This window comes from Cronobacter sp. HA18006 (assembly GCF_011605445.1).
Lineage (GTDB): Bacteria > Pseudomonadota > Gammaproteobacteria > Enterobacterales > Enterobacteriaceae > Cronobacter > Cronobacter sakazakii.
The window spans coordinates 22444-35723 of the sequence record NZ_JAANQB010000026.1 but is presented as its reverse complement, the minus strand read 5'-3'; the positions used below and the strand labels follow the sequence as shown (position 1 = coordinate 35723).

The following is a 13280-nucleotide window of genomic DNA, read 5'->3' as shown; positions in this document are numbered from 1 at the left end:
CCGTTAAACGCCAGGAGCCGTTATGAACACGCTGTATCAACAACTGGCTGGCGCGAGCGTCAGCGACGCGCTGAGCCGTCTTGAGGCCGATATCAAAGCCCAGCCGGGCAACGCCGATCGCCGCGCCGCGTTTGTGCAGTTTCTCTGCCTGAACGCCAACTGGACCCGCGCGCTCACCCAGCTGAAAAGCTGGGCCGCGCTGGCACCGCAGGCGCAGCCGACCGTGACGCTGCTGCAACAGGCCATCGAAGGCGAGCAGCAGCGCGCCGAAGTGCTGGCAGGCCGCGCGCGTCCGCGTATGCCGGGCGAACAGTGGCCGTGGCTGGATCTGCTGCTAAAAGCGCTGGCGGAAACCGACCCGGCGCGCGCCAGCGAGCTTCGCAGCGAGGCGCTGGAACAGGCCGAAGCCAATCCGGGCGAACTGACGCTGGCGGTGGGCGACGCGCCCGGCGAGCCGGTGCGTTTTGACTGGCTGATGGACGGCGACGCGCGTCTGGGGCCGGTGTGCGAGCTTATCGTTAACGGCAACTACTTCTGGGTGCCGTTCAGCGCTATCGCGTCGATTCGTTTCCAGGCTCCGGCGAGCGTCACCGATCTGGTGTGGCGTCACGCGATGGTGCAACTGGTGGACGGCACCGAACAGGTCTGCCAGATCCCGGCGCGCTACCCGCTGGAAACCGGCGCGGAAGACCGCTTCCTGCTGGCGCGCACCACCGAGTGGCAGCCGCTGGACGCGGAAGGCATTCACTATCTCGGCGCGGGTCAGAAAGTCTGGCTGAGCGGCGAACAGGAGTTCGCGCTGCTGACGCTGGATATGCTCGCTTTCGGGCTGCCGGACGACGCATCGCATGAATAAACCGTATCAGGATGACGACAGCGGCGATCTGCTGCGCCACGGCTATCGTTCGCGCCGCAACGCCACGACGGTCAGCGCGCGCGACAAAATGCAGCCGTCGCTGCTGGACCGTCTGACCGATAACGCGCCGGACAAACGTCAGGAGCCGGCGAACAGCAATCTCGTCTCGCACAGCGCGCTGCGCCGCCAGGTGCTGCGCGATTTGCAGTGGCTGTTCAACACCATTAACAACGAAGCGCAGCAGGATCTGAGCCGGGTGGACCACGTGCGCCGCTCGGTCTTTAACTTCGGCGTGGCGCCGCTTGCAGGCAAGCGGATGTCGGAAATTGAGTGGGGCGACATCCAGCAGCGGCTCACCGAGGCGATTTTGCACTTCGAGCCGCGCATTCTGCCGCAGGGGTTGCAGGTGCGCTGCGTCTGCGACACCAAATCGCTCGACCTGCACAACGTATTATCGATTGAGATTAAAGGCCGCCTGTGGTGTGTGCCCTGGCCGCTTGAGTTCCTGTTCCGCACCGATGTGGATCTGGAAAACGGCCATTTTGAGCTTAAAGACGCGGGGTAAACATGGACAGTAAACTGCTCGAATACTACAACCGAGAGCTGGCGTATCTGCGCGAAATGGGCGCGGAGTTCGCCGAACGCTACCCGAAAGTGGCGGGCAGGCTCGGTATGCGCGGGATTGAAGTCGCCGACCCGTACATCGAGCGCCTGATGGAAGGCTTCGCCTTTCTCACCTCCCGCGTACAGCTCAAAATGGACGCCGAGTTTCCGCGCTTCTCCCAGCGCCTGCTGGAGATGCTCGCGCCGAATTATCTGGCCCCCACGCCGTCAATGGCGATAGCCGAACTGCACCCGGACAGCGCCAAAGGGGATCTGAGCAACGGGTTTGTGGTGCCGCGCGGCACGATGATGGACAGCCAGCTTCTGAAAAAGAACGGCGTCACCTGTAGCTACGCCACCGCCCATGACGTGCGCCTGCTGCCGCTGCATATCAGCCAGGTGGAGTTAGGCGGCGTGCCGGCCGATGCGCCGTTAAGCCAGCTCGGTTTAAGCCAGCGCGGCGCGGTCAGCGCCCTGCGCGTGCGCATCGCGTGCGACGGCCCGGTGCTGCTCAACCATCTCGATTTCGACCGCCTCGATTTCTTCCTGAGCGGGCCGGATATCCAGGCGCTGCAACTGCTGGAATTGCTGATGGAGCACCGCGTCGGCATCTTCTGCCAGACCGTTGGCCCGAAACCCTCTCGCGTGGTGCTCGCCGACGACGCGCTGCGTCAGGAAGGCTTTGAGGCCGACCAGGCGCTGCTGCCGGACGATCTGCGCAATTTCGACGGCTACCGCCTGTTGCAGGAATATTTCGCGTTCCCGGCGCGCTTTCAGTTCTTGAGCCTGCGCGGCATCGGCAAGCTGCTGGCGCAGAGCGGGCAGGCGAACGCGTTCGATATCATCATTCTGCTGGATAAAACCGACACGCCGCTGGAGCGCGTGGTGGATAAGAGCCACCTCGCGATGCACTGCACGCCGGTCATCAATTTGTTCCCGAAAATCGCCGAGCGCCAGAAGCTCACCGAGGGCTTAAGCGAATATCACCTGGTGGTGGATAACATCCGCCCGCTCGATTACGAGATTTTCTCGGTCAGTAAAATTTATGCCAGCGAAGATGGCCAGCGCGACGATCAGATCTTCCGCCCGTTCTGGAGCACCTGGAGCCGCGACGGCGGCAACTACGGCGCGTATTTCTCGCTGCGCCGCGAACAGCGCGCGCTCTCGGAACACGCGCTGCGCTACGGCACGCGTACCGGCTATGTCGGCTCCGAGGCGTTTGTATCGCTGGTGGATGCAAGCCACGCGCCGTGGCGCGACGAACTGCGCTATATCACCGCCGAAGTGATGTGCACCAGCCGCGATCTGCCGCTGATGCTGGCGCAGGATATGGGCCAGTTTGTGCTGCCGGATTCCATGCCGGTGCGTGCGCTCACCATGCGTAAAGGGCCGACGCCGCCGCGCCCGGCGCTGGCCGAAGGCTTCAGCACCTGGCGGCTTATCAGCCAGCTGCAAATGAACTACTTAAGCCTGATGGACGCCGAAGATGGCGAGGGCGCGGCGGCGCTGCGCCAGTTGCTCGGCCTCTATGCGCGCCTGGCGGAAGCGCCGGTGGCGCGCCAGATTGACGGCATTCGCCACTGCGTGCTGGAGCCGGTGCACCGCCGCGTGCCGGAGCCGGGCCCGATTGTATTCGCCCGCGGCGTCGGGATTTCGATGACCGTCGACGAACAGGCGTTTTCCGGCTCCAGCCCGTGGCTGCTTGGCAGCGTGCTGGAGCGCGTCTTCGCACGCCTGGTCTCCATGAACAGCTTCACCGAGTTCACGCTCAAGAGCCAGCAGCGCGGCGAAGTGGGCTACTGGGGGCCGCGAATGGGTAAAAGGGCGCTGATATGAGTGAGACGCAGCCACAACCCGCGCCGGTAAAAAGCGCCTCCCGGCTGCCGGAGAATTACTGGCAACAGATGATGGCCGCGCCGTGGCGCTACGATCTGTTCCAGATGCTGCGCCGTCTCGACGCGCAGGGCGGCGAACGCTACCGTTTAGGCCGCGCGCCGCTGCCGCGTTTTGAGCCGCTGCGCATCGGCCAGCAGCCGTCGATGGCCTTCGCGCCGTCAACGCTCGCCGCGGTGAAACCGCGCGACAACACGCCGCTGTACGATGTGTCGATTTTAAGCTTCGGCCTGTTTGGCCCGAACGGCCCGCTGCCGATGCACCTGACCGAATATGCGCGCGAGCGTCTGTATCATCATCAGGACGACAGCCTGAGCGCGTTCGCGGATCTGTTTCATCACCGCCTGACGCTGCTGTTCTACCGCGCCTGGGCCGACGCCCAGCCGACCGCGTCGCTCGACCGCACTGACGGGCCGCGCATTGAAAAATATCTCGCCTCGCTTATCGGCATGGGCCAGCCGGGGCAGATGGAAAAGGGCAGCCTGAGCCACCACGCGCGCTATTCGCTGGTCGGCCATCTGACGCGCAACGGGCGCGACGCCGAGGGGCTTGAAAAAATTCTGCGCCACTATTTCCACGTGCCGGTGACGATTGTGCAGAACATCCCGCAGTGGATGCCGTTAACCGAGCGTGAAAAAGCGCGTCTCGGCGCGGGCCGCCGGATGCCGCGTCTCGGCGAGGCAGCGTTCCTCGGCGTGGCGGTGCGCGACGTGCAGCATAAATTTCGCATTGAACTCGGCCCGCTGGATGAAGAGACCTACCAGCGTTTTCTGCCCGGCGAGCCGTGGGTCGAGGAGCTGCGCGACTGGGTGCGTCAGTATATGGGCATCGAGTATGAGTGGGAGGTGCGCGTTATCCTGCGCGCCGACGCGGTAAAAGGCGTCACGCCTGGCGGCACGGGCCGCCTCGGCTACAGCGCCTGGCTTGGCAAGCAGCCCACCCCGCAACCGCGCGGCGATCTGGTTTTTCGCGCGGAAAGTTAACATGGCCCGCGCCGGTGGGCGCGGTGTCAGAGAGGGTATACGGAACATACCTACTATCTCAGGAAGGAAAAAAATAATGCACAGCGACGTGATACTGACACAGCCCGGCGGCTGGATTAACGGGGTTTATGTTTTCGTTTCGCTGCTGTTACTTGCAGGTTTTATCGTCATCAAAACCCGACGACCGTCGGGTCGCGCAGTCATAAAAGTGATGGCCTTTTTCTTTATTCTTGTTTGCTCACTTCTTCAGTTTTTTATTTTTCGTTATGGACTAACCGGGGTTTACGAACTGGCTGGCTATTACCCGCAAGACGCGCTCTGGGTGCGTTTAGCCGCGCTGGCGCTCTGTTGCGCTTACGCGTTCTGCCTGCCTTTACGTTATGCCCGCCAATAATATCGCTTGTTGCGTAAGATACGCGCCAACCTGAACGGAACCGATCATGTCAGAAATCAGCCGTGCCGTACTGTTCGGCAAACTGGATACGCTGTTGTTTACCTCGCTGGAAAGCGCCACCTCCTTCTGCAAGCTGCGCGGCAACCCGTATGTGGAGCTGGCGCACTGGCTGCATCAGCTGATGCAGCAGCAGGACGGGGATTTACAACATCTGATCCGCCATTTTTCACTGGATGAAGAGGCGCTGAGCCGGGATATCGTGGCGGCGCTGGATCGCCTGCCGCGCGGCGCAAGTTCCGTTTCCGATCTCTCGGAGCATATCGACAGCGCGGTGGAGCGCGCGTGGGTGTACGGCTCGCTGAAATTCGGCGTGACGCGCATTCGCGGCGGGCATCTGCTGATCGGCATTCTGAAAACCTTTAACCTGGCGAACGTGCTGAAAGGCATCTCCAGCCAGTTCAACCGCATCAGCGCCGACCTGCTGGTCGAGCAGTTCGACGCCATCTTCGCGGGCAGCAAAGAGGCCCAGCAGGCGGTCGCCGCCGCGCCGGACGCCGCCGGTAACGCGCCGGTGCAGCAGGGCACGCTCGCGCAGTACGGCCAGGATCTCACCGCGCGTGCGCGTGAAGGCAAAATCGACCCGGTGGTCGGGCGTGATGAAGAGATCCGCCAGATGGTGGATATTCTGATGCGTCGCCGTCAGAACAACCCGCTGCTGACCGGTGAAGCGGGCGTGGGGAAAACCGCGGTCGTGGAAGGCCTGGCGCACCGTATCGCCGCAGGCGATGTCCCGGAGCCGCTGCAAAACGTGCAGCTGTGGCTGCTCGATATCGGCATGTTGCAGGCGGGCGCGGGCATGAAAGGTGAATTTGAAGCGCGTCTGCAGGGGCTTATCAATGAAGTGCAGTCCAGCGCCACGCCGATTGTGCTGTTTATCGATGAGATCCACACGCTTATCGGCGCGGGCGGCCAGCAGGGCACCGGCGATGCCGCTAACCTGCTGAAACCGGCGCTGGCGCGCGGTCAGTTGCGTACCATCGGCGCGACCACCTGGGCGGAATATAAAAAATACATCGAGAAAGACCCTGCCCTGACGCGCCGCTTCCAGACCGTGCAGGTGCATGAGCCGGATGAAGAAAAAGCCGTGCTGATGCTGCGCAGCACCGTCTCGCCGCTGGAAAAACATCACCGCGTGCTGCTGCTGGACGAAGCGGTCAGCGCGGCGGTGAAACTGTCGCACCGCTACATTCCGGCGCGCCAGCTGCCGGATAAAGCCGTCGCGCTGCTGGATACCGCCTGCGCGCGCGTCGCCGTCAGCCAGAGCGCGCCGCCGCCGCAGTTAGAAGATTGCCTGCACCGCATCGCGGCGCTGGAAGTGGAAGCGGAAATCGCCGAGCGCGAAGCGCGCGTGGCGGTGGGCGACGGCGAGCGCGTGGCGCGTCTGAACGCTGAGCGTGAAGCGCTGGAAGCCGAACGCGACGCCCTGACCGCCCGCTGGGAAGAAGAGCGCGCGCTGGTGGATGCGATTATCGCCCTGCGCGCCGAGCTGCATATGGCCGACGAAGAAGCCCAGCCTGCGCTGCGCGAGACGCTGGCGGAGCGCCAGAAGGCGCTGGCCGCCGTACAGGGCGACGCGCCGCTGCTGTTCGCCGCCGTGGACGCGAACGTTGTCGCGGCGGTGGTCTCCGACTGGACCGGCATCCCGCTGGGCCGCATGGTGAAAAATGAGATAGACGCGGTGCTGAAGCTTGCCGACACGCTGAACCAGCGCGTTATCGGCCAGCGTCACGGGCTTGAGCTTATCGCCAAACGCGTGCGCACCTCCCGCGCGCGCCTTGACGACCCGAACAAGCCGGTGGGCGTCTTTATGCTCTGCGGCCCGTCTGGCGTCGGTAAAACCGAAACCGCGCTGGCGCTCGCCGAGTCGCTGTACGGCGGCGAGCAGAACGTTATCACCATCAACATGAGCGAGTTCCAGGAAGCGCATACGGTTTCCACGCTGAAAGGCGCGCCTCCGGGCTACGTGGGCTACGGCGAAGGCGGCGTGCTGACCGAAGCGGTGCGTCGTCGTCCTTACAGCGTCGTGCTGCTCGATGAGATTGAAAAAGCGCACCCGGACGTGCATGAGATTTTCTTCCAGGTGTTCGATAAAGGCTGGATGGAAGATGGCGAAGGGCGTCATATCGATTTCCGCAACACGATTATCATCCTGACGTCTAATGTCGGCACCGATCTTATCAGCGCCATGTGCGCCGACCCGGACCTGATGCCGGAGCCGGATGCGCTCAGTGCGGCGCTGCGTCAGCCGCTTTTGCAGGTTTTTCCGCCTGCACTGCTGGGCCGATTGCTGGTTGTGCCGTATTATCCGTTAAGCGACGCGATGCTGGCCGAAATTGTGAAATTGCAGCTTAAGCGGATCCAGCGTCGTCTTGAGGAAAATCACGGTATTATTTCCGAATTCGACGACAGCGTAATTACCCAGATTGTGGCGCGTTGCACCGAGGTGGAATCCGGCGGCCGTATGGTCGATGCGATCCTTACCAACACCCTGCTGCCGCAGATGAGCCAGATACTGCTCACCGCCAGCGCGCAGGACGAGAAATATCGCCGTCTGCGCGTGACGTTCGAGCAGGGCGAGTTTCAGTGTCAGTTTGCGGCGTAACGCCATCATCAAGCAGAGAGTTTTCCAAACATGACGGATTACGAAAACAACCGGACTGTACCCAACGCCCTGCCGATTGGTTACCGTTTCAATGAGTTTGAAATTAAGGAAGTGATTGGTGGTGGCGGTTTCGGCATTGTCTATCGCGCCTGGGATCATCAGCTTGAGCGTACCATTGCGATTAAAGAGTTTATGCCGTCCTCGCTGGCGGTGCGTAATGACGACATGCGCCTGGTGTTGCGCAGCGACCGCTTCAGCAAAGCGTTTACCGCGGGCCTGAACAGCTTTATCCAGGAGGCGCGTCTGCTGGCGCGCTTTAACCACCCGAACCTGCTGCACGTGCTGCGCTTCTGGGTGCAAAACGACACCGCCTACATGGGCACCGTGTTCTACAGCGGCACCACGCTGTCGCGCCTGAGCAAACAGCACCCGGAGATGATCAACGAGGCGTGGATCCGCCGCACGCTGCCGATGCTGTTCGGGGCCATCAAAACGATTCATGACGAAGGCTACCTGCACCGCGATATCTCGCTGGATAACATCCAGATCCAGGATAACGGCCTGCCGGTGCTGCTGGATTTCGGCTCCGCGCGCCGCAGTATCGGCAACGTCTCCGATGAGACGGAAACCATGCTGCGTCCGGGCTTTGCGCCGATTGAACAATACACCGACGACAACGAAAGCGAGCAGGGCCCGTGGACCGATATCTACGCGCTCGGCGCGGTGCTGCATACGCTGATTATGGGCTCGCCGCCGCCGGTGAGCGTGGTGCGCAGCATCGCCGACAGCTACCGTCCGCTCGCCGAGCTGCGCCCGGAAGGCTATTCGCTGCCGCTGTTACAGGCCATCGACCGCGCGCTGGCGCTGAAAATGGAAGACCGTCCGCAGTCGATTGATGAATTCGCCGCGCTGATTGAAATGCCCGTCGCCGGGCTCGATGACGTCATGAGCGTCAAAAAGCCGGGCACCATGCTGGTGCCGGTGGAGGAAGAAGAGGCCACGCCTGCCGCCGAGACCGGCTGGCGCCGCTACAAAATGCCGGGGCTGATTGCCGCAGGCGTGCTGGTGGGCCTGGTTGCCGGTGGACTGCTGTTTGGCGGCAGCGGGGATAACCCCGCGCCGGAAACCGCCAGCAACGACAGCGCGCCGCGTGAACAAGCGCCTGCGCAGCCGCCGGTGCAGAACACCACGACCGCGCCGGCGACCACGACCACGACCACGCAGGACGCCGCGCCTGCGCAAAACGCGCCGGTACAGGGCGCGCTGGTGGCGCAGATCTACGTGCGCATGGGCGAGGGCGAGCAGCTGGCGCTTAACGGCAAAACGCAGACCGTGACGCCGGCTGAGAACGGCTTCGCCTCGCTGCAACTGCCGACCGGCGATTATGAGCTGACCATCAAAGGTCGCGGCCAGACCCGCAGTCAGACCATCAATGTCTCCCGTCCGGGTACCTGGCTTGTAAACCCGTAAGGATACCGGGAGGCGTTAGCGGCGGCGTATTACCCGCCGCCACCCCACGACGCCTCCCGTCCTGTCTCCGGCTTATACCTTCATAAAATGCCGGCAGGTGAATACCCGCTACAGGACAACACGTATGTACCACATCAAAATTGTCTCTATTTTCAAGGAATTCATCCCCCCTGCGCAGTTTGAGAGGATCATGCGCCCTGACATCGCCGCGCAGTGGATAATGTCTGTGCCGGATAACGCCGTGCGCTCGCTGTTTACGCGTTACGAGCTGTTTCAACCTTCTACCCGCGCGAATCCGTATCAGTCCGGGCGTGACTTACGCAAGCTGATTGCCGATGAATTCTGGCACGGCAACCTGGTGGCGATTGATGAAAGCTCGCGGCCCTGGTCGCCCACCACCGAGCTTTATTACATCAATGAAAAAGGCGAGCTGGAGCCGACCCACGCGCCCCGGTCGCTGATGTTTCCGTTGGGTTACATCATCGTTCGCTACGGCTCGATGGTGCGTGTCTATCGGACGCTTCCGCCGCCGACCGTCAGACCAACCCAGGTCGTGAAATCGAAAGCTGCAGCGGGCCCTGAGCTGGCGACGCCGGGCAAAGATATGAAGCAGACCGCCGCGCAGCTTAAAGCGATGACCAAGGCGGAACGCTGGCAGGCGCGAAAAGATCTCATCAGCAAGGGCAACAACAGCATTTACCCTGATGCGCAGATTGCCGCGAAGCGTCTTGCCGATAACAACATCGCCGTCGAAAAAGCCAAGCTTGCGGAGAATATCTATAAAACCACGAATCCGTTACAGGCGACGCCGGACGTGCCGGAGGGGTGGAAGGACATCAGTAATGATGTCGATGCTCTGAATAAATTTGGTCTGAAGAAAAATATGCTTTACGACAACGAAGAGGCACCTGATTTTCTGGCACGTGTTTATCAACCGGATACTGCCGTATTTGGTAATGACATGAACCCGACGTTAGTTTTCAGGGGGTCGAGAGCACCTGAATTCGTATCAATGTCCGAACCGATAAAAAATATCGCTGACTGGTCTAATAACGGCGCGCAGGGACTAGGAATGGAATCTGCCTATTACAGGAAGGCAGTCGATCTGGGGAACATACTGGCAAAATCCGGGCAGAATATTGATGTCGCCGGACACTCACTAGGGGGAGGCCTCGCCTCTGCGACCTCCATGGCGAGCGGTAAACCGGGCTGGACCTTCAACGCCGCCGGGCTGCATAGCAGCACCGTGGAAAAATATGGGGGTAGCATTCTGGGTAAAACCGATGATATCCAGGCCTACCGCGTTGAGGGCGAATTGCTGACGAAAGTGCAGGAAGTGAATGTCTGGGAAGATCTTAAGTCGATGGAAGGCCTCCCTGTGCCGACGCTTTTAAAAGAGGGCGTGTCGGCGTTCGCGCCAAATGCCGCAGGCATTCCACACGATTTGCCCGGTGGCACAGGAGGCGCGCTTGATCGCCACGGCATCGGGCAGGCGATTAACTGTATCGAGCAGCAAAAAGATGAGGATATTGCCATCATCGGGAGCCGCCTGTGAACAAACTCTTTTGGGGATGCCTCGTGCTGTGTTTTACCTTCATGATTCAGGGGTGTAAGCAAAATATGGATTTAAATCCGCAGGACTACTTTAGCGGCCAGCAACTGACGCTTGCTAAAGCTATCGAAGACGGCAAGGTTGAAGACGTCGAAAAACTCGCGCCGGAAACCGACCTGAATAAACCCGGCCAGCACGATATGACACTGTTGTTCTGGTCTATCATGAACGCCATCAACGATAAAAAAACGCCAGAACATTTGAAGGTTATTACCGTTCTCGTGAAGGCAGGAGCCGATCCGCTCCAGCCGCGCCCGGAGGGTAAAAGCAGCCCCGCCGAATATGTTTTGAAAGCCGACAGCGGCGACTGGATCAAGGCGATGCTGGATGGCGGCTTATCTCCGGACGCGAAAGATAAAACATTCCATGAGCCCATCATATTTCAGGCGATCAAAGCCAAAAATACTGACACGCTCAAAACCATGCTGGATGCGGGCGCGAATATCAACATCACTGATTCGCTCGGCAATACGCTGTTGATCGACGCGCTGGATTACGGGAAACACGACCATGTTCTGCTGTTGCTTGATCGCGGCGCCGACCCGGAAATCAAAGCCGACAATGGCTGGACGATGGGTAACCAACTGCAACGATTGTTGAATGGTGCTAAGGAAGGCAGCGAACATTATCAATCGCTGAACGAAATAAAAGAGAAGCTCATTGAGCACGGCGGAAAATGGCCGCCCGCCCCGGTTAAATAATTCCTGCACGACCTTACCCGCTGACGCGCCTGCATAATTCCTGATTATGCAGGCGATATCATTTCTGATGCCGCGGGTTTTCTCCCTTTCTGCTTTGCCGCTACGCACGCGATCGCATAAGACATTATGGAATGAAGACTATGCTCAACCGAATCACCGTTCAGCTCCCGGTCGAGGGGCTGCTTTTCTGGAAACTCTCCGGGCGCGAGGCGCTGTCGGAGCCGTTCATGTTCACCCTGACGCTGCTCGGCACCGACGCGCGCGCTGACCGCAGCGCGCTGCTGGGGCAGCCGGTGACGGTGACCATCCCGACCCAGGCGCTGATGACGCCGCGCTACCTCAACGGCAAGGTGACCCGCGTGGCGGTGAGCGCGGTGGAGCTTTCCGGCACCCGTTATGCGGCCTATGAGCTGACGGTGGAGCCGGACCTGTGGCCGATGCAGCGCGACCGCAACCTGCGTATCTTTCAGGGCCAGACGGTGCCGCAGATAGTGAAAACGCTGCTGGGCGAGAGCCGGGTGAATATGGAAGAGCGTCTTTCCGGCAGCTACCGCGTCTGGGAATACTGCGTGCAGTACCAGGAGAGCAGTCTGGACTTTATCAGCCGCCTGCTGGAGCTGGAGGGCATCGCCTACCACTTCCGCCACGAGCAGGACCGCCACACGCTCATCCTCACTGACGCCCCCGGCCAGTACGAGCCGTTCCCGGGCTACGAGACCATTCCGTACCACGTCACGCCGTCCGGTGGCTCAACCGACGAAGAGGGCATCAGCCAGTGGGCGCTGGAAGACAGCGTGACGCCGGGCATCTACAGCCTCGACGACTACGACTTCCGCAAGCCGAACGCCTGGCTGTTCCAGGCGCGGCAGAACCCGCTGTCGCCGCAGCCGGGGAGTATTGACGTTTACGACTGGCCGGGCCGCTTTGTGGAGCACGGCCACGGCGAGTTCTACGCCCGCATCCGCCAGGAGCGCTGGCAGGTGGAGCACCGCCAGACGCAGGGCACCGCGACGGCGCTCGGCATCGCACCCGGCCACACCTTCGTGCTGCGTAACGCCCCGTTCTTCGGCGACAACGGCGAGTACCTCACCACGGTCGCCCACTACCGCTTTGAAGAGAACCGCTACGCCAGCGGCCCGGACAGCAACACCCTGCATGAAATCCGCTTTGAGGTGATACCGGCGGACGTGCCGTACCGCCCGGCGCAGAAGACGCCGTGGCCCAGAACCTACGGCCCGCAGACGGCAAAGGTGGTCGGCCCGCAGGGCGAGAGTATCTGGACGGATAAATATGGCCGCGTGAAGGTGAAGTTCCACTGGGACCGTCTGGGCAAGGGTGACGACACCAGTTCCAGCTGGGTGCGTGTCTCCAGCGCGTGGGCAGGCCAGGGTTTCGGCGGGGTGCAGATACCGCGCGTGGGCGACGAGGTGGTGGTGGATTTCATCAACGGCGACCCGGACCGTCCGCTGATTACCGGCCGCGTGTACAACGAAGCCAGCATGCCGCCGTGGGCGCTGCCTGCTGCAGCGACACAGATGGGCTTTTTAAGCCGTAGTAAAAATGGCCATAAAGATAATGCCAACGCCCTGCGCTTTGAGGATAAGGCGGGCCATGAGCAGATCTGGATCCATGCAGAAAGAAATATGGATACAGAAATTGAAAACTCTGAGACCCATCACGTTGCTGTAGATCGTAATAAAACAATAGGTAGAGATGAAAAAAATACCATTAAAAGAAATGTGACTACCAGCGTGGGTGTTGACTCAATTAATAGTATTGGTTCGAAGCATACTGTCAACGTTGGTCAGTCTGCCTGTATATTAACTATGGATAAAGACGGTAATACATCTCTGGAAGCAACATCAAGCATTAAACTCAAAGTAGGTGATAATTATTTATTAATCACACCGACGGGTATAAATATTACTGTGTTGCAAGGAGATTTGACTGCCGAAAGCATAAATTCGGCCTCTTTAAAAGGCGATCAATTGACTGCAATAGGTGGTGGGGTAAATGTCGATACAACAGCAAAAAATACCGTAAATATAACTGGGGTCAATCTTACTGATATCAAAGGTGCCGTAGTAAAAATAAATAGTTAACATA

10 protein-coding genes are annotated in these 13280 nt (G+C 60.4%); all 10 read left to right on the top strand.

Annotated features, from left to right (window positions below):
• Window positions 1-22: 22 nt before the first annotated feature.
• The 10 genes from G9X48_RS20315 to tssI all read left to right on the top strand — a co-directional run bounded on the left by G9X48_RS20315 (window position 23) and on the right by tssI (window position 13276).
• Window positions 23-856: a type VI secretion system accessory protein TagJ gene (locus G9X48_RS20315; RefSeq protein WP_023897738.1), complete on the top strand. Its 834-nt coding sequence runs from the start codon at window positions 23-25 to the stop codon at window positions 854-856.
• Window positions 849-1421, top strand: coding sequence for a type VI secretion system baseplate subunit TssE (gene tssE, locus G9X48_RS20310; protein WP_004386961.1), 573 nt, complete (start codon window positions 849-851; stop codon window positions 1419-1421). Before G9X48_RS20315 ends, tssE begins: the two co-directional genes overlap by 8 nt.
• A 2-nt stretch (window positions 1422-1423) precedes the next feature.
• Window positions 1424-3295, top strand: coding sequence for a type VI secretion system baseplate subunit TssF (gene tssF / locus G9X48_RS20305; protein ID WP_004386960.1), 1872 nt, complete (start codon window positions 1424-1426; stop codon window positions 3293-3295).
• Window positions 3292-4335, top strand: coding sequence for a type VI secretion system baseplate subunit TssG (tssG, locus tag G9X48_RS20300; protein ID WP_004386959.1), 1044 nt, complete (start codon window positions 3292-3294; stop codon window positions 4333-4335). The genes tssF and tssG overlap by 4 nt, the downstream gene beginning before the upstream one ends.
• 76 nt (window positions 4336-4411) lie before the next feature.
• Window positions 4412-4729 (top strand): hypothetical protein, encoded by a 318-nt coding sequence (locus tag G9X48_RS20295; protein ID WP_097640625.1) that lies wholly within the window; start codon window positions 4412-4414, stop codon window positions 4727-4729.
• A gap of 46 nt (window positions 4730-4775) precedes the next feature.
• On the top strand, window positions 4776-7391 hold the full coding sequence (gene tssH / locus G9X48_RS20290) for a type VI secretion system ATPase TssH (RefSeq protein WP_007889015.1): 2616 nt from the start codon (window positions 4776-4778) through the stop codon (window positions 7389-7391).
• A gap of 30 nt (window positions 7392-7421) precedes the next feature.
• Window positions 7422-8861 carry a serine/threonine-protein kinase gene (locus G9X48_RS20285; protein ID WP_032988565.1) on the top strand — a complete coding sequence of 480 codons (1440 nt, stop codon included), beginning with the start codon at window positions 7422-7424 and terminating at the stop codon, window positions 8859-8861.
• Between the two features lie 124 nt (window positions 8862-8985).
• A complete protein-coding gene (locus tag G9X48_RS20280) occupies window positions 8986-10416 on the top strand; it encodes a phospholipase A(1) (RefSeq protein ID WP_032988566.1) in 1431 nt (476 codons plus the stop codon).
• Window positions 10413-11174 carry an ankyrin repeat domain-containing protein gene (locus G9X48_RS20275; protein ID WP_097640624.1) on the top strand — a complete coding sequence of 254 codons (762 nt, stop codon included), beginning with the start codon at window positions 10413-10415 and terminating at the stop codon, window positions 11172-11174. Before G9X48_RS20280 ends, G9X48_RS20275 begins: the two co-directional genes overlap by 4 nt.
• 140 nt (window positions 11175-11314) lie before the next feature.
• Window positions 11315-13276, top strand: a complete 1962-nt coding sequence (gene tssI, locus G9X48_RS20270) for a type VI secretion system tip protein TssI/VgrG (protein WP_097640623.1) — start codon at window positions 11315-11317, stop codon at window positions 13274-13276.
• Window positions 13277-13280 lie beyond the last annotated feature (4 nt).